Raw genomic sequence first — 18332 nt, forward strand, 5'->3', positions numbered from 1 at the left:
AAATGAGAAGAGAGTACTCAGTAAGAGAGCTATTTGATAGAATGAGTTTAATATTTTTATTTTTGATAATGCTTCTTTTACTGCCACCGAATATATACATGAATATAAGAAAAGAAACATGTTATAAGGAAAAAATTTACGATAAAATATCAAATTTCTTTTTTACAGAAATTACAAGAGAAATAAATAATCAATTATTAACCGAAAAGGCTGAAAAGGTCTCAATAGTAGAAAATAATATTGAAAATGCATTAAAAGATGTGGGATCTTTAGGTGGATATTCGGTAATTAAAGATAAGGAACTGCTTACGTTTTATAAAGTTAATGATAGTTACTATGTAAAAAGAGTTTTTCTTCCAAATATAATAAAAAATGTGGCAAGGAAATTAGAGTTTGAAGAGAATTTTATGGTTGTAGATTATAATAAAAAAATAATTTATTCTAACATAGAAAAAAACGTAAATTTAAAAGATAAAAATCTTAATTTAAAAGGTTTGGTAAAAATAGGTGATGCATTTTATTATTCGAGATTTAATAATGATACATTTACATATTATCCGTTTTATTTATTAATAGATATTAATGTGCATATATGGGATTATATTATAAAAACTTCTATACAATGGATTGCTATATTACTTATTATATTTATAATTGTTTTTTATATAGAAAAATCACATTATGAAAAAATTAGAAGGAATATAGAAGAATTTTCTGAAAAATCAAAGATTATAGGAGAAAAATTAATTCATGGTGAAGATACAAAATTTGAAGTGCCTAAGACAAATATAAAAGAAATAGATGATATAGGGAAAACATTATTTATGATGTTTTTGCAAAATATAGAATATATGAAAAAAAATAAGAAGCTTATTCAGGAAATTTTAAAACTCCTTGGAAATATTTCGGAATTTAGAGATGAAATAACAGGAAACCACATAATACGAGTAGGAAAAGTTTCAAGAATAATTGCAGAAGAGGTATTTGAAGATAAAAAAAAGGTAGAAATGATTTATTATGCTGCACAATTACATGATATTGGAAAAATAGGTATTCCTGATTCAATTTTGCAAAAACCCGGAAAATTAGATGATGACGAATTTGAAATAATGAAAAAGCATACAACAATAGGATATGAAATATTAAAAAAGGTTGATGATGAATTATTTGAAATGGCAAGTAAAATAGCTTTATATCATCATGAAAAATACGATGGGAGTGGGTATCCAGAAGGATTAAAGGGAGAAGAAATACCTATAGAAGGAAGAATAGTAGCGGTTTGTGATGTGTTTGATGCTTTGTTATCAGAAAGACCGTATAAAAAAGCTTTTGAATTTGAAGAAGGTGTAAAAATAATTATGAGCGGTGAAGGAAAACATTTTGATCCGAAAATAGTTGAGATTTTTGTGAATAACATAGATAAAATTAGAAACCTGTATAAAAACATGGGGGAAAAAGAATGAAAAAAATTCTTGGAATAGCTCTGATTTTAGTATTAATAGGGGTATATATATTATATCCAAGAAAAAATATAAATATTGTAACTCAAATGTCTGAAGAAGAAATAATAGGATTAGAAAAAATATTAAAACATTATGAGATGTTTCATTTTATTAAATTTAATATAATAAGAGTTCCTTTTTCCGGCCATTTTTCAAGAATTCAGGAAATGATAAAACAAAATATTAATATTGATATTGCACGTGTTGATATAAAAATGCCGGAGTGGTTTAAAAAATATGTAAAATCAGAACCTGTATTGCAGGCAGTGGACACGCTTGTAATGATTTATGATGCGAATGATAAAATAAAACCGCCAGAAACTATTAATGATTTTTTTGATTTTATTGAAAATAATACTGTAGATATTAATGGAAAGACAATTAAGGATAAAGGTTTTGATAAAGATAAAATTATGCAATATGCAGTTTATATTCCATATGTTTCTGGGTGGTGGATGAGTGTTTTATATGGAAGTAATGATAGGAATTTTTTGACGGAAAATGCCGATAAGGAAAATTTTATTTCTATATCAAGAAGAATAAAATATTATTACAAAAATGGTTTAATTCCGAGAGTGTGTTCGGATTTTTATGAAGAAATGATGAGAATGTTTATTTCTGGTGATGTAAAAATAATATTTAATGGTCCATGGAGTTTTTCAACTTTAAGAGAAAAAGGTAAAGATTTTAAAGTTTATTATACACCTCGTGGATTTTCTGGAAGATTTTCACCTATGGGTGGGCAGCAATGGGTATTATTGAAAGATAATAAATATACCGAGAAAGCATTTGAGTATTTGGGTTCTAATTATGTTGCAGAAAAGTTTTATGAATATAACAGTACACTGATGCCAAATAAAGGGTTAATAGAAAGATTGGAGAAAAGTGGAAATATTGTAGCCTCACAATTAAAAGATGCAGTTAAAATAGATAAAAACACAGATTATATATTATATGAATTTTTTTCCAATGAATTTGTGGAATATTTAAACGATAAAATAAGTGAGGAAAAATTATTTGAAAGCTGGCTTAATAAAATAAAATATAAAAAATAAGGGGTTTTAAAACCCCTTATTTTAATTTAATTTTTATTTTGTTCTAAATAACCTATCTCCAGCGTCCCCGAGTCCAGGGATAATATATGCGTGATCATTTAATTTTTCATCCATTGCAGCAGTAAAAATCTTAACATCTGGATGTTCCTCTTCTACATTTTTAACTCCTTCTGGAGCGGCTAACAATGACATAACAATAATATTTTTAACTCCAAATTCTTTAACTTTTTTAATGGCATATTTAATTGAGAATCCTGTTGCAAGCATTGGATCAACTATGAAAACATAGTGATTTTCTGTAAATGGTGGAAATTTTAAATAATATTCTACAGGTTTTAAGGTTTCAGGATCTCTATAGATTCCAAGAAAACCTATACTGGCATTTGGTACAAGGCTTAAAATACCATCCATCATACCAAGACCTGCTCTTAATATTGGAACTATGGTGATTTTTTTATCTTCAACCATTTGACCTGTTGTTGTTTGAATAGGTGTGTCTACATCTACATCTATTGTTGGCAGATTTCTTGTTGCTTCGTAAGTTAATAATAGAGTTATTTCATTTAATAATTCTCTAAATTCTTTTGGACCGGTGTTTTTGTTTCTCATAATTGTAAGTTTGTGTTTGATTAAAGGGTGGTTTACCACAGTAAGGTTTTTAAAATCCATAACTTTAACCTCCTATATTTAAATTCTTTAACATTATATCATAAAATATACTTGGAAGTGTGAAAAAATTTTGATAAAATATAAAAAGATGATGTCAAATTAGAAGGAGGAAAAAAATGAAAATATTTAGCCTGATGAAATATGAACTCATAAAAATTTTTCGAAATAAAGGATTTATTATATCAATAATTCTAATTCCGTTTTTGTTAGCATATCTTGGTTCTAATTTGTTTCCAGAAAATATGCTGGCAGATTATAAAATTGCTGTTTATAATGAGGATAATTCATTTTTGGGTAAATTTGGATTTATGTTTTTAAGTCAATTTTTTAAATGGAAAGATGCTGTACAGCTTTCCTCTAAAACAGAGATGACAGAAGCCATTAAAGAAAATAAATTTGATTCAATTCTAATTATTCCAAAAGGATTTATGAATGATTTAAAGAATTACAAAAAAACACAATTAATAATTGTTCCCAACCCGAACGATTTAAATAGCAGTGTTGCTATTTATACCGTGGTAAAAGCATTATTTAATGAATTGGCAGGAATTCCTGAAATTTCAGTTGGTTCAACAACGCAATTTGTTTTAAAAGGAGGTATTTCAGTAGATAAGGATAGAGTACCTCCGGAAATTACCATAAAGATCCCCGATATAAAAGATGGATCTTTAAAAAATGTTAAAGGTGCATCATTGGATTTTCAGGATATGCTAGCTCCATCATCAATACTCGTATTAATATTGATATTTTCAATGGGAGGAATTGGTATATCTGTTTCACAAACAAGAGAAAATGGATTACTTGATATATATAGAGCAAATGGGCTTAAAATCTGGGAATTTTCAGTATATAAGTTATTGACATATGTATTTCTTGGGTTAATTTCAAGTTTTATAACCTGGTATGTTTTTGAACATTATGGAACAAATTTTGCTGGGAGTGAAATTAATTTAGTAATTTTAATAACATTAAATGTAATAATGTTTGCTACTTTTGGGCTGTTAATAGCATCTATTGCCAAAACTACAAGAACAACAACATTTATGCTCGCTATATTTATTGGAGTTATGATTTTATTTGGCGATGTATTAATCTCCATTCCTAAGGAATCTGTATGGTATAAATGGTCATATGCATTACCTATAAAATATTCCATAGATTCTTTAAGAAAAGTAGCTTTATTAAATTATAATCTTTCTATGATTCAAAAAGATATATTCATTATGGTTGGATTTACAATTATAGCCTTTTTTATAAGTTATTTATCTCTATCACATGTTGAAAGAAGATGATTAAAATTATAATAAAATAGCAATGCCAAAGGCATTGCTATTTTATTTATTTTATAATATTTAATTCTTTACCGATTTTTTCAAATTTTTCAACAGCGAAATCAAGATCTTCTTTTGTATGTGCTGCACTAATCATAACCCTGATTCTTGCTAATCCTTTTGGTACTGTAGGATATCCAATTGATTGAGCGAAAATGCCCTCTTCAAAGAGTTTTAAACTAAACTCTTTTGCAACCTTTGCATCATATAACATTACAGGTGTAATAGGTGTTTCGCTATGCCATGTGTCAAACCCAAGTGCATTTAATTTTTCTTTGAAGTATTTTGCATTATCCCATAATCTTTCTACAACTTCTCCGCTTTCAACAAGTATTCTTACAGCTTCAAGAGCAGCGCCTGCTTCTGCTGGGGATAATGAACTACTAAATAAGAAAGGTCTTGCTTTTTGTTTTAAATAGTCTATTAATTCCTTTTTACCAGCTACAAAGCCTCCAACAACACCAAATGCTTTAGAAAGAGTACCAACCTCTATATGAACTCTTCCGTGTAGGTGGAAATGGTCTACAATTCCTCTTCCACTTTCACCAAGAACTCCTTCTCCGTGTGCATCATCAACCATAACAATAGCATCATACTTTTCAGCAACTTCAACAATTTCTGGTAATGGAGCTAAATCGCCATCCATACTGAAAACACCATCTGTGATAATTAAGAGTCTTCTTGCTCCAGCTTCTTTAGCTTCTTTTAATTTTTCTTCAAGATCCTTAACGTCTTTATGTTTCCATACGTATTTTTTTGCTTTTGATAATCTTACACCGTCTATAATACTTGCATGGTTTAATTCATCTGATAATATTGCATCATCTTTAGTTGTAATTGCAGGAATAACTGCCTGGTTAGCATTAAATCCTGATTGAACAACTAAAGTTGCTTCAGTTTTTTTAAATGCAGCAAGTTCTTTCTCAAGTTGTGTATGTATATCCATTGTACCTGCAATACTTCTTACAGCACCAGGACCTACTCCATATTTTTCTATTGCTTCTATAGCAGCTTTTTTCATTCTTTCATTATTCGCGAAACCAAGATAATTATTTGAACAAAGATTTAAAACTTTTTTTCCATCAACTTCAAACCATGCACCCTGAGCGCTTTCAAGTGTTCTAATAGTTACAAATAATCCATTTTCCTTTAATTCATTCATTTCAGCTACAAGTTGTTCATAGAAATTCATTTTCTCTCCCCCTTATTCAGAGATTTTAAGGATTATTTTACCACTTTTTTTAGAATTCATAATTTCAAAACCTTTTTCAAATTCTTCCATTGGTAATACATGTGTAATAACCTTTGAAAGATCGAGTTTTTTTGTTCTTAGCCATTCTGATGCTATTTGCCATGTTTCGAACATTTTTCTTCCTGTAATACAATGTATATTTATACCTTTAAATACGGCAGTATTCATTTCAAATGGAACAGGATTAGTTGGAAAAACGCCAAGTATAACAGCATCTCCGCCATTAGTTAAAGCATTTATTCCTTGATTTAAAGCATTAGGATTACCTGACATTTCAAGTAAAACATCTGCGCCATCATCATTTGTTAATTTCATAACTTCTTCTACAAGATTTTCTTCAAGAGGGTTTATAATATAATCTGCTCCCATTTCTTTAGCCATATTCATTCTATATTCTGAAGGTTCACTTACTATTATTGTAGCAGCACCAGATACCTTTGCAACCTGAACAGCCATAACTCCAATTGGACCTGCACCTGTAATTAAAACGGTTTTTCCTCTTAAATCAACTGCAGTAGCTGTATGTATAGCGTTTCCAAGGGGTTCCATAACAGAAGCAAACTCTCTTGGTATAGATGGATCAAGTTTCCATAACACAATTTCAGGTACTACAACATACTCTGCAAAAACACCGTCTCTATCCACACCTAATATCTGCATATTTTTACATATGTGCATTTTACCAGTTTTACATTGTTTACAAACGCCACATGGAATATGTGTTTCTGCAGCAACAATATCTCCCGGTTTTAATCCTTTTACCATAGGACCAACTTCAACAACTTCACCAACAAATTCATGACCATCAATTTGTGGAGTTTTAATTCTTTGCTGTGACCATTCATCCCATTTCCAGATATGTAAATCAGTTCCGCATATGGAAGCATTTAAAACTTTAACCTTTACATCATTTGGCTCTTTAATTTCAGGAATTTCAACTTCTTCAAGCGAAAATCCTTTTCCAGGTTCTTTTTTGACAATAGCCTTCATTGTTCCCAACAGAGTTCACCATCCTTTTTAGTTTTCGTACTTTAAGTTTATCGCAAAAATGAAAAAAATTTCAATGTCATTTTTTTCAGGTTACGTGCAATTAGATGTTTTAAAAAACAATGAAGGTTAAATATGTGTGATTTACTTAGGATTATAATAATACAATTCTTCATCTTCAGTAATTAGCTCGCTGGATAGTAATTTTTGTATTTTATCCTGAGAAATATATGTTAAAACAAATTCTTTGGGTAATCCTTTTATTTTTTGACTTCTATTATGTAATTTTTTTAAATTTAATAATAATATTTCTTCTTCTGGTTTTTTCATAAAAGAAGCTATTTCCATAAAGATTATTTTTAAATTAAAAAAGAATTGTTCCATGTAATTTGGATCCTTTAAAAGGTCTCTAAATAAAGAATAAGAATCTTTTTTAAAACGAGTTTTTCCAACTTTATAATAATCAATAATATTTAATCCAAAAATTAATGAATCAAGACCAAAATAATCATCTTCGCAAAATACCTGCCCCATCTTTTCATCATTTCCATATTTTAATACAGAAATTACAACGCCGCTTTGTATATATGCAATTTCCTGAACTTCTTTTGAAAGGTTTGTAATTAAAGAAACTTCCATGATTATTCACCTTCATTCTTTTTATTAAATAAGTTAAGATACATTTCATAATTTTCTATTCTAATTAACATTTCTCCCCAGGAAGGAATCCCCCAGAAACGCAATATTTCAAGGTATTCTTCTAAAATTTCCTGTATTCTTTCTCTATCTTTACAAAAAATGGTAGATAGATATAAAAAATATTTTACAAGCGCTCTGTCTTCTATTTCTATTGATTTCTCAAAAGCATATATTAAGTCCTCACACAATACATTATTGCTTAAATTCTTTCTTATATAATTTGTTGTATATACTATTATTCCGGGAAGGTCTAAATTATCTTTATCAAATAAAGCCTTAAAACTTTCAGCTGCAACATCAGGATCATCCGGCAATTCAGTTTCAAATATTTCACCGGCATTTAAGATTTGATCTAATTCTGATAATAATGCGTCTGTTTCATCTAAAATTAAATCATCCAATACATCGCGTTTATTAAGGGCGCGAGCTTTCATTTTTAAAAGTTCTGAAATATCAGGAATAACTCCAAAAACACTTTTATAAAATAAATTTATGTAAAGATTTGAAATATGCTCAAAAAATTTTTCGAATTCTTTTTCATCAATTAATTTTATAAGCGTTTCCTTGCTTATTTTTAAAACTTCAACCCGAGTATTTGCTATATAACTTTCAAGCAAAGGTTTTCCAGTAATAAAACTCATTGTACCTATAAAATCACCTGGCTGTAATTCGTTGTTTTTTAAAGAAGTCATAACCTTTCCGGAGATAATATAATAACAAAAATTATACGTTTCATTTTCTTTTAAAATTACTTCGCCAGGATTAAAAAAGTCTTTCATAAAATCACCTTCTAATTTTAAAATATAAATCAGGAAACTCTGTATCCATGAATAATATATCAGTTGAATCTTTGTCTATTTGTGTTTGGTTAGGAATATTTTCATATTCGAAAATATGAGGATTACTATCTTTGTTTAATAATTTGTTTGATTTATAATAGTAATCTGGAAATAGGAATTCATAATTTTGAATATTTTTTATATATCCTGATTTACTATATCTCAACTCTGAAATATTAAATTTTGTAGATAAAAACGTTGTTAATGAATCATTCTGTTTATTGCTTAATTCTAAATAATAATATGGGACATGTGCAAATGAATTATATGAATAATAATTTCCTAAAATCTTTCTGGCGGCTGGTATTGCGTGTGTTGTTGATAATAAGAATTTTCCATCAACTCTTGTGGATATAGTTATCTTTCCGTCAAATCCAGAAAACCAAACAGAGTTATCAGCCGTTCCTGTTTTTCCATAAAAATCTCTTTTAGACGCAAATAAATTTCTGGCAGTTCCTTCTTCAACAACCTCTTTTAATAGTTTATTCATTGTATTATAAGAAGTATTAGAAATGGTTTTAATCTTTCTTTCAATTTTAGGTTGTCTTTTATAAATAACATTTCCGTTTTTATCCATAATTTCATCGATTATATAAATTTTAGGTATTAATCCAAAATTAGGGAATATTGTAAAAGCGCGAGCTATATTGTAGGTATTACTTTCAATAGTTCCAAGAGAAATAGTAATATCATCAGGATAATATGCGTCCATACCAATTTCATTTTTAAGAAAGTTTTCAACGATTTTTATTGATTCGGTTGGACTATTTCCAAGCTTTAGAAATAATTGTATTGAAGGTATATTAATAGAATGAATCAAAGCTTCTTTGAGAGATACACTGCCTCTAAATGTCTTTTCAAAATTTTTAGGAGCCCAATTTCCAATTTTTAAAGGTTCATCTATTAATTGAGTTTCCGGAGAAAAACCTTTTTCTATTGCCAGTAAATAATAAAAAGGTTTTATATTAGAACCGATTTGACGTTTTGATTTAAAAACATCATATTGGCTGCCAAAAAAAGAAATTATTTCTCCGGTTTTGTTATTTAATAAAATAGCATTTTTTGAAGCATCCCAGGTATCTTTTACTGTTTCAAATAAATCTCTATTAATAGTAGATTTAATAATATACCCACCATTTTTAATACCCAATCTATCGGCTTCTTCCTTTATTGCAAGAACAAGTTGTAAGTTATTATCATCAAAATCAGGTTTTTTAAAGGTCATTTCATTTAACAATTGAGTATAATTTTTATATTCTTCTTTTGATAAAAAATTATTTGTGAATAGTGAGTCAAGTATAATAAGCCCCTGTTTTTTTGCTTTTAATGGGTGTTTATAAGGATTATAGTATTCTGGTGCATTTAATATTCCAACGAGTACAGAAATTTCAGCCATATTTAAGTCTTTTAGTTCTTTATTATAGTATCTTTTGGCTGCAGCGCCAAATCCATTTATATCATTACCAAGATAAGCAGTATTTATATAAGCTTCAAGTATATCATTTTTTGTGTAATTTCTCTCAACCCAGAAAGAGATGAATATTTCTATAATTTTCCTGGTAATAACTTTTTTTCTTGTTAGATAAATATTCTTAACAATTTGTTGGGTTAAGGTACTTCCGCCATATGAAGTTCCGTGCAAAATATTTGTTATAATAGCTCTTGTAAACCCTTTTAAATTAAACCCCGGATGTCCATAAAAATCCCTATCTTCTGACCATAATAATATAAAAGTTAAATCTACGGGAATATCTTTAAACTCAATATACTTAAACTTAGGTGGAAATATTTCATTTCCGTCAGAAAAGAGATATGTATTATAATTATTGTTTATAGAAAAAATAGAACGTGATTTATATATAGAATAAGAGTATCCAAGTAGTATAATACTGATAAGTAATGAGACAATAACACCAGAAAAAAAATATTTCAAAGCATATTCCTCCATATTTAAAGACTTTTTAATAAAAGTAGTATATAATAAAAACGCTATTAATATTATATCATATTGGGAGTGGGAACTTGAAATATCTTTTGAGATTTAAGAAATCCGGGAAATCTGCTTATATTTCGCATAATGATACACTGGAAGAAATAGAACGTATCTTTAGACGTGCTAAAATAAAAATGGAATTTACAAAAGGTTTTCATTCAAAACCAAAAATGAGTATAGCCCAGGCTATTCCTCTGGGATATATAAATAGAAGCTTATATGTAACCCTTAATACAATAGAAGAATATGATTTTTCCAGATTAAATGATTTTATGTCAGAAGGATTTAGATTATTAGATTATAAAAAGGTGGAGGATAACTTTAAAATAAAAATAAAATATTACAGTTTCAGGGTTTATCTTTCCAGAAATTTGTTCGATAAATTTATTGAAGAATATAACAAAATGAAAGAGCGATTTATTGATTTTGAATATTATATAAACAAAAAAGGGATTTATGTGTTAAAATATAAACAGGAGTACAATAAAGTATATAATATATGGAAAACTTTTTCCGATACAAAAGAAGACTTTTTGTTTTATCCCATAGTATATGATGCGATTTGGGGGGAGAAAATTGAGTAAAAAAATCCTTATAGTAGATGATTCTGATGTGTTGAGAAAAATATTAAATTTTAATTTTAAAAAAGAAGGTTTTGAAGTTCACGAAGCAAGGGATGGTGAAGAAGGACTTCAAAAAATAAAAGAATTAAAACCTGATGCAGTATGTTTGGACATTATGATGCCCAAAATGGATGGTTTTACTGTTTTAAAAAAATTAAAAGAAGAAAATATATCCCTTCCAATACTTGTTCTTACAGCAAAAGGTGGGGAAGAAGATGAGGAATTAGCTCTTTCATTAGGAGCTTTTAAAGTTGCAACAAAACCATTTAGCCCTAAAAATATAGTGGATATAATAAAACAGGCGGTGGGGGGAAATGGATAAAAGTACCCAGTATGGACTTGAAATATATAACAAATTAAACGAAAAGCTGGCATATTATAAAAAAGAAGATCAACCCAAAGATTTAGAAGAAATAAAAAAACGTATAGAAGTTTTGATAGATGTGCTTTTTGAAGAAGGGGAAAGTTATAGAACGCAATTAGAGGAATTTTCGCTTCAACTTGAAGCACAGGTTGAAGAGTTATCCAAACTATATGAAGAATTAACCGCTGTTCTTGATATAGGTAAAATTTTAAATGAAACATTAGATCCACATGGTTCGATGGAAAGTATAATAAAAAGAATTAAAGATATAATAAGCTATAATGATATTATTGTGGGAGAATTTTCCGATTTTCCTCCACGAAAAGATTTTAGTATACTGCATGCTGATTTTACCATATTGGATTTTGAAAAAACAGTTCAAATAATAGATTACTTAAATGCCGAAGGTAAAATAAAACCTATAATTCTTGAAAAACATCCAATAACTCATGAAGAAGTACCTATAATGTTTATACCAATAGAATCCAGAATGAAAGTATGGGGATTCTTCCTTTTTTATGGTTCAAGTAAAGGATTATTTACAGCAGGTAATAGAAAAATAATGGAATCTGTTGCGGAACAAATAGCTTTTAGTTATGATACTTTAGATTTCTTAAACAAAAAAATTGAACAGGAAAAATTAGAAGAACAGTTGAGAATAGCTTCGGAGATTCAGCAATCATTACTTCCAAAAACTTTACCGGAATTTGAAAATGTGGATATTCATGCATTTTATAGACCAGCATATGATATAGGTGGAGATTATTATGATGTTGTAAAAATGGATGATGACAAGGCATTTTTAGTTCTTGCAGATGTTTCAGGTAAAAGCGTACCTGCAGCATTGATTATGACATCATTTAGATCTATTTTAAGGCACGAACTGGAGTCTAATAACGATCTAACAACTATAGTATATAAATTAAACAATTACATTTCAAAAGAAATTCCGCAGGATAGGTTTGTTACTGCAATATTCATTATTCTTGATTACAAAGAAAAGAAACTGGAAATGATAAATTGTGGGCATAATCCGACATTGATAATAAAAGACGGAGAATTACTTAGTTTTGAAGCTGAATATATGCCTGTTGGAATTATGGATGGTTTTTTCTTTGAAAGTCAAACATTAGAATATGAGAATGAAATTAATATAGCTATTTACACAGATGGTATAACTGAAGCAAGAAATATGGAAAAAGAAGAATTTGAATTAGAGAGACTCACGGAATTATTTGTTAAGTCGAGAGAATTAAGTTCTAAAGAAACGCTGGAACGAATTATAAAGAAACTCGATGAATTTGTTGGCGGGGCGCCACAACACGATGATACTACAATAATGATAGTTAAATCAAAAGTATAAGGAGGTTTTATTATGTCAGGTCACAACAAGTGGGCAAATATAAAGCATAGAAAAGCAGCTCAGGATGCAAAAAGGTCAAAGATCTTTACAAAATTAATCAGAGAATTAACAGTTGCTGCTAAAGAAGGTGGAGATGATCCAGAAGCAAATCCAAGATTGAGAACAGCTATTGAAAAAGCAAAAGATGCAAATATGCCAAAAGATAAGATTGAAGCTGCAATTAAAAAAGGTGCTGGAGGAACAGATGCAGATTCTTATGTAGAAATAATGTATGAAGGTTATGGTCCTGCAGGTGTAGCAATAATAATGAGAGCATTAACAGATAACAAAAACAGAACTGCTCAAGAAGTAAGACATATTCTTTCAAAAAATGGAGGAAGTCTTGCTGAAAGTGGAGCTGTTGCATGGAATTTTGAAAGAAAAGCTATGATTACAGTTCCAAAAGAAGAAGTAGCAGATCTTGACGAATTTATGATGGAAGCTTTAGATGCGGGAGCAGAAGATGTTATAGAAGACGAAACAATACAGGTAATAGCTGCACCAGAAGATATGGTTCAGGTAAGAGATACATTAAAAGATAAAGGCTTTACAGTGAAAGCATCATTAACATATATTCCTAAAAATACAGTAAAGATAGCAGGTAGCGATGCTGAAAAAATGTTAAAGTTAATAGATGCTCTTGAAGATAGCGATGATATTCAAGAAGTATTTGCAAATTTTGAAATTGATGATGAAGAAATGGAAAGATTAGCACAAAAAATGTAATTTCAATAATTCAGGGGCATCTATGCCCCTTTATTTTTAATAAAAATAAAATGAGGAGTCAAAATGAAAAGAATATCTGTTATAATAATAATGATAACATTAGGAATAATTACATTTTCAAAGAACATACAATTTACATATAAAAATAATGGTGATTTGAGAACAACATTTGACTTTACATTTGAAGCAACAGACTTATATGTTGCCGGGTTAAGTTTTTATATAGATTTAAAGGCTGAAAATTTTGAAAATAATATTGAAGTTTCTGAATTAAACAAAGTTTTAAAATATCTTGATTTCTCACAACCCGGTTTTAGTATAAAGTATAAATATAAAAATCCAAATTTTGATGATTATAATTATTTTAAATGGGTAAATGAATCGTTTATAATAACTTTCGAAAATGCGTTTTATAAATATCCAGTGGCATATGTAGTTTCAAATGGAATGTTGGGATTAAATTTGTATAATGGAAAAAACAACTTTTATTACTGGATAAATTCATCGAATTTTTCTGAATTAGCAATTGGATATTATTATAATGGATCTGAACTTAAAGTGGGTTTTTTTTCAAATTCAATTAATAAAAAATATAATTATGGAATTTTTTTAGTAGTTGGAAATACATGGATGATAGGTTTTTCAAAAGAAGAGATAGATGTAGAAATCATAAATAAAAATATAAATTTAAAATATACATTTTTGTCCAAAAATGAAAATAATATATACAGTGAATTTTTTAATATAAATTCTGGAAAATTTGAAATAAATATTCCAATAATAAAAGATAGAATATATTTTACAATACTGCCTAAAAAGGTTTATGGAATTACTTTTAATTTAGAAATGTAGGAGGAATAAGTATGAACGAAAAAAGCCTTTACACATCACCATATGATGACAACGAATATAAATGGCTATTGGACAACATAGCGAAACATTTTGAACTTGATTTAAGGGGTTATAAACAGCATAGGGTTAGAAGAAGAATAGACATGATTATGAGGAAATATTCTTATAAAGATTATAAAACATATTTCAATGACTTAAAAAAAGATCCTAAGAAATGGGATGAATTTCTTGATAAACTCACAATAAACGTTACAGAATTTTTCAGAAATCCAGAAAAATGGGAATATTTAAAGAAAAATGTTTTACCGCGTTTAATGAAAGAAAGTGGATCAAAAACCAAATTATGGAGTGCAGGTTGTTCAACAGGTGAAGAGCCGTACACATTATCCATAATACTTGAAGAATTAAAAGCGCCAAAAACCATAAAAGTTATGGCTACAGATCTTGATAAATTTGTTATTGCAAAAGCTAAAAGAGGAGTTTATTCTTCAAGATCGCTCGTGAATATTTCAGAAGATCTAAAGAATAAATACTTTAAAAAGGTTGGGCCTGATTCATATGAAGTATCTCCAATAATAAAATCAAGAGTTGTATTTAAACAACATAATTTATTAATGGATCCATTTGAAAAAAATCTTGATCTTATTGTATGTAGGAATGTTGTAATATATTTTGATATGGAAGCTAAAAATGGATTATATAAAAATTTTGCAGCTTCATTAAGAAAAGGTGGAGTGTTATTCGTTGGTTCAACAGAAAGAATTTTTAATTATAGAAGTCTTGGCCTCGAAGTAATTGAACCGTTCTTCTATCAAAAAGTGAGTGATTAAACTTGGACTGGTTAATACCTATAATCTTGTTTTTAGATCAAATTACAAAAGTACTTGCCAGAGAATATCTTATTGGAAAAAACATAGAGATAATAGGAGATTATATAACATTAACATATGTAACAAATACAGGAATGGCGTTTGGAATGTTAAAAGGCCATTCCTTTTATCTTGGATTAGTTTCAACGATAATTGTGACAATTATATATATTTATAGAAAAATTTATATGAATAATAACAAGTCGTTATTATTTGACATAGCCACGGTTTTTATTATAGGGGGAGCTATGGGAAACCTTTATGATAGAATAAGATTTGAATATGTTGTTGATATGTTTAGTGTAAAATACTTTTCAGTTTTTAATGTTGCTGACTCATTTGTTACAATTGGAGGTATTTTACTGGCAATATATTTTATAAAAAAGGAGAGAAATTATACGTGGAAGAAAACTTCCTGGTAACTAATAGAGAAGATGGGTGGAGACTTGATAAATTTGTAGTGGAAAAGGTTCCTGATTGGATATCAAGAACATATGTTCAAAAAGCTATTAAACAGGGGCAAATAATAGTAAATGGAGAACTGAAAAAACCATCATATAAAGTAAAAAATGGTGAAGTGGTTTCAATAGAAGTTCCAGATAAACCACCAACAATAGAGGTGTTACCTGAAAACATACCTTTAAATATTATATATGAAGACAAAGATATTATAGTAATAAATAAACCACCTTCAATGATAGTTCATCCAGTTGCAAATAAGGTTAGTGGAACACTTGTAAATGCTATACTTTATCATTGCAAAGATTTACAGGGAATAGGCGGAGAAATTAGACCGGGTATAGTTCATAGACTGGACAAAGATACCTCAGGTGCAATTGTAGTTGCTAAAAATGATAGAGCACATCAATCGCTAAGTGCTCAGTTTAAGGATAGAAAAACTAAAAAAACATATATAGCTTTGGTAAAAGGTATTTTAAAGAAAAAGCAGGGTGAAATAAATCAACCACTTGCGAGACATCCTCAAATAAGAATAAAAATGGCGGTTGTGCCGGGAGGAAAAGAATCAATTACGGTATATAAAATAATAAAAGAATTTGGAGATAAAGCGTCGCTTGCATGGATACACCTTAAAACAGGAAGGACGCATCAAATAAGAGTACATTTTAAATATATTGGGCATCCATTGTTTGGTGACGAAGTATATGGTAAAGCATATGAAGATTATAAATATGGAATAAAAAGACAGATGCTTCATGCATTAAAATTAGGTCTTTTTCATCCGAGAACCGGTGAATGGATGGAATTTGTGGCACCATTACCAGAAGATTTTAAAAAAGCTATTGTCAATATAGAAAAATTATAACAGAAAATTAACATACTCTTGTTATATATTAAAAGATATTGTCGTAAAATAAAGCGCGAGGTGTTATTTTATGTTAAATGATAAATTACATGACCAAAAATTAATATATGATCTTGATAAAATAGAAGAAAAAGAAGAATATACATTTGAAATAACATGGGAAAAATTAGATACACCAGAAGGTGTAGTGGATATAGTAAAACCTATAAAAATACAATTTGATATAACAAAAACATCTCAGGGATATATATTAAAAGGTAATCTAAAAACAACTGTAAAACTTGTCTGTTCAAGATGCTTAAAAGAATATGAGCAGGATATAAATGGTGAGATAGAAGCATATTATATAGACGATAGGCTTCAGGATATATTCACCAAAAATGAAAAATTGGAAACACTGGATAACATAATATTCTATTCTGATATGAAGGTTGATATAACCGATAGGATAATAGAAGCAATAATGATGGAAATTCCAGAAAAACCATTGTGTAAAGAAGATTGTAAAGGATTATGTCCAATATGCGGGATAGATTTAAACGAAAATCCAGATCATAAACATGAAGAGCAGTATATAGATCCAAGAATGGCTAAATTGCTTGATATATTTGGCGACGAAGAATAATAAAAATAAATAAATTTTAGGAGGGATTATAAATGGCTGTACCTAAGCAAAAAACATCAAGAGCAAGAACACACAGAAGAAGAGCAGCAAATTTATACAAAGCAGTAAAGGTTAATGTAGTAAAATGTCCAAACTGTGGCGAACCAAAACTCCCCCACAGAGTATGTTTAAACTGCGGATACTATAACGGAAAACAGATCTTAGAAATAGGAGAATAATAATGCCTGAAAAAGCCAGAATCGGCTTGGATTTATTTGGTGGAGATAACGCGCCCAACGCTACACTTGAGGGCGCGATTTTTGCATTAAAAAATAACTTTGTCGATTCTGTATACTTAATTGGGGGAGATCAAAGTTTAAAAGAAAAAATACCAGAAGAATTACATAAAAAATTTATATTTATAAAAGCAGAAAACACAGTTACCAATAATACCAAACCAACAGATGTATTAAAACTAAAAACAAGTTCTATTTATATAGGTAATGAAATGATGAAAAATGGTGAAATAGATGCATTTGTTAGTGCTGGAAGTACAGGCGCTTTATTGGCAGCGGGAACATTTGTTTGTGGTAGAATTAAGGGAATTGATAGACCAGCATTGGTAATACCATTACCTGGGAAAAAAGGAAAGGTAAGAGTTCTTGTTGATGGCGGAGCAAATGCAGAATTAAAACCAAAACATTTTGTTTCGTTGGCAAAAGAAGGAATTGCCTTTGCAAAGTTTCTGGGAATAGAAAATCCAAAAGTAAAAATATTAAATATAGGAACCGAAGAGGAAAAAGGAACAAAATTGGTTAAAGAAGTTTCAGAAATATTTAAAGAAGATTCAAAAATAGTATATGATGGATTTGTTGAAGGAAGAGACATTTTTGAAGAAAATGTAGATGTAATAGTTACAGATGGTTTTACAGGAAATACAGTTTTAAAAACAGTAGAAGGAACAGCATATTATATTCTTTCTGAATTAAAGGAAAAAATATCAAAAGGTGGATTTTTTGCAAAAATAGGTGCGTTATTAATGAAAAATGCATTAAAAGGCTTAAAATCCAGTCTTGACTATAGACAATACGGAGGAACCTTCTTCTTAGGGATTAACGGAATACTTGTAAAGGCACATGGTTCTTCTGATTCTGAGGCCATTGCAAATGCACTAAAAGTAGCTCAAAAAGCAGTGGAAGAAGATATAGTGTCAAAGATAAAGGAATTGTTATAGGAGGAAT

20 protein-coding genes are annotated in these 18332 nt (G+C 29.0%); 14 read left to right on the forward strand and 6 right to left on the reverse strand.

The window, feature by feature from the left end; genetic code table 11:
- Positions 1–2 precede the first annotated feature (2 nt).
- Both MARPI_RS10805 and MARPI_RS07975 read left to right on the forward strand, forming a co-directional pair.
- On the forward strand, positions 3–1463 hold the full coding sequence (locus tag MARPI_RS10805; protein WP_014297082.1) for an HD-GYP domain-containing protein: 1461 nt from the start codon (positions 3–5) through the stop codon (positions 1461–1463).
- Positions 1460–2557 carry an extracellular solute-binding protein gene (locus MARPI_RS07975; RefSeq protein ID WP_014297083.1) on the forward strand — a complete coding sequence of 366 codons (1098 nt, stop codon included), beginning with the start codon at positions 1460–1462 and terminating at the stop codon, positions 2555–2557. Before MARPI_RS10805 ends, MARPI_RS07975 begins: the two co-directional genes overlap by 4 nt.
- A gap of 33 nt (positions 2558–2590) precedes the next feature.
- Here MARPI_RS07975 and upp read toward each other — a convergent pair whose 3' ends face one another.
- Entirely contained in the window at positions 2591–3226 is a 636-nt protein-coding gene (upp, locus tag MARPI_RS07980; protein WP_014297084.1) for a uracil phosphoribosyltransferase, read from the reverse strand.
- Positions 3227–3342: 116 nt separating this feature from the next.
- On the opposite strand from upp, the gene MARPI_RS07985 reads away from it, so the two are divergent.
- Positions 3343–4518: an ABC transporter permease gene (locus MARPI_RS07985; protein ID WP_014297085.1), complete on the forward strand. Its 1176-nt coding sequence runs from the start codon at positions 3343–3345 to the stop codon at positions 4516–4518.
- A gap of 46 nt (positions 4519–4564) precedes the next feature.
- On the opposite strand, the gene MARPI_RS07990 is transcribed toward MARPI_RS07985, so the two are convergent.
- The 5 genes from MARPI_RS07990 to MARPI_RS08010 all read right to left on the reverse strand — a co-directional run bounded on the left by MARPI_RS07990 (position 4565) and on the right by MARPI_RS08010 (position 10267).
- The gene (locus tag MARPI_RS07990; protein WP_014297086.1) at positions 4565–5749 is read right to left on the reverse strand and encodes a glycine C-acetyltransferase; all 1185 of its coding nucleotides are present in this window, start codon (positions 5747–5749) and stop codon (positions 4565–4567) included.
- 12 nt (positions 5750–5761) lie between these two features.
- Positions 5762–6799 (reverse strand): L-threonine 3-dehydrogenase, encoded by a 1038-nt coding sequence (gene tdh / locus MARPI_RS07995; protein WP_014297087.1) that lies wholly within the window; start codon positions 6797–6799, stop codon positions 5762–5764.
- A gap of 141 nt (positions 6800–6940) precedes the next feature.
- Positions 6941–7435 (reverse strand): hypothetical protein, encoded by a 495-nt coding sequence (locus MARPI_RS08000; protein ID WP_014297088.1) that lies wholly within the window; start codon positions 7433–7435, stop codon positions 6941–6943.
- Between the two features lie 2 nt (positions 7436–7437).
- A complete protein-coding gene (locus MARPI_RS08005; protein ID WP_014297089.1) occupies positions 7438–8274 on the reverse strand; it encodes a cyclic nucleotide-binding domain-containing protein in 837 nt (278 codons plus the stop codon).
- 4 nt (positions 8275–8278) lie between these two features.
- The gene (locus tag MARPI_RS08010; RefSeq protein WP_014297090.1) at positions 8279–10267 is read right to left on the reverse strand and encodes a transglycosylase domain-containing protein; all 1989 of its coding nucleotides are present in this window, start codon (positions 10265–10267) and stop codon (positions 8279–8281) included.
- Between the two features lie 89 nt (positions 10268–10356).
- Between MARPI_RS08010 and MARPI_RS08015 the strand changes: the two genes are divergently transcribed.
- From MARPI_RS08015 to plsX, 11 genes are all read left to right on the forward strand, one after another.
- Positions 10357–10911 carry a TIGR03936 family radical SAM-associated protein gene (locus tag MARPI_RS08015; protein ID WP_014297091.1) on the forward strand — a complete coding sequence of 185 codons (555 nt, stop codon included), beginning with the start codon at positions 10357–10359 and terminating at the stop codon, positions 10909–10911.
- Positions 10904–11272 (forward strand): response regulator transcription factor, encoded by a 369-nt coding sequence (locus MARPI_RS08020; RefSeq protein ID WP_014297092.1) that lies wholly within the window; start codon positions 10904–10906, stop codon positions 11270–11272. The genes MARPI_RS08015 and MARPI_RS08020 overlap by 8 nt, the downstream gene beginning before the upstream one ends.
- Positions 11265–12677, forward strand: coding sequence for a PP2C family protein-serine/threonine phosphatase (locus tag MARPI_RS08025; RefSeq protein WP_014297093.1), 1413 nt, complete (start codon positions 11265–11267; stop codon positions 12675–12677). The genes MARPI_RS08020 and MARPI_RS08025 overlap by 8 nt, the downstream gene beginning before the upstream one ends.
- A 12-nt stretch (positions 12678–12689) precedes the next feature.
- Positions 12690–13442 (forward strand): YebC/PmpR family DNA-binding transcriptional regulator, encoded by a 753-nt coding sequence (locus MARPI_RS08030; RefSeq protein ID WP_014297094.1) that lies wholly within the window; start codon positions 12690–12692, stop codon positions 13440–13442.
- 63 nt (positions 13443–13505) lie between these two features.
- The gene (locus tag MARPI_RS08035) at positions 13506–14294 is read left to right on the forward strand and encodes a hypothetical protein (RefSeq protein WP_014297095.1); all 789 of its coding nucleotides are present in this window, start codon (positions 13506–13508) and stop codon (positions 14292–14294) included.
- Positions 14295–14305: 11 nt separating this feature from the next.
- Positions 14306–15124 (forward strand): CheR family methyltransferase, encoded by an 819-nt coding sequence (locus MARPI_RS08040; protein ID WP_014297096.1) that lies wholly within the window; start codon positions 14306–14308, stop codon positions 15122–15124.
- Positions 15125–15126: 2 nt separating this feature from the next.
- Positions 15127–15585 (forward strand): signal peptidase II, encoded by a 459-nt coding sequence (gene lspA, locus MARPI_RS08045; RefSeq protein ID WP_014297097.1) that lies wholly within the window; start codon positions 15127–15129, stop codon positions 15583–15585.
- Positions 15564–16487 carry an RluA family pseudouridine synthase gene (locus MARPI_RS08050; protein WP_014297098.1) on the forward strand — a complete coding sequence of 308 codons (924 nt, stop codon included), beginning with the start codon at positions 15564–15566 and terminating at the stop codon, positions 16485–16487. Before lspA ends, MARPI_RS08050 begins: the two co-directional genes overlap by 22 nt.
- Before the next feature lie 70 nt (positions 16488–16557).
- Positions 16558–17112, forward strand: a complete 555-nt coding sequence (locus tag MARPI_RS08055) for a YceD family protein (protein WP_014297099.1) — start codon at positions 16558–16560, stop codon at positions 17110–17112.
- 32 nt (positions 17113–17144) lie between these two features.
- Positions 17145–17330 carry a 50S ribosomal protein L32 gene (gene rpmF, locus MARPI_RS08060; RefSeq protein ID WP_014297100.1) on the forward strand — a complete coding sequence of 62 codons (186 nt, stop codon included), beginning with the start codon at positions 17145–17147 and terminating at the stop codon, positions 17328–17330.
- Between the two features lie 2 nt (positions 17331–17332).
- Complete coding sequence (gene plsX / locus MARPI_RS08065; protein WP_014297101.1) at positions 17333–18325, forward strand: phosphate acyltransferase PlsX; 993 nt, start codon at positions 17333–17335, stop codon at positions 18323–18325.
- The last annotated feature ends 7 nt before the right edge of the window (positions 18326–18332 follow it).

The sequence above is a fragment of the Marinitoga piezophila KA3 genome, from assembly GCF_000255135.1.
Lineage (GTDB): Bacteria > Thermotogota > Thermotogae > Petrotogales > Petrotogaceae > Marinitoga > Marinitoga piezophila.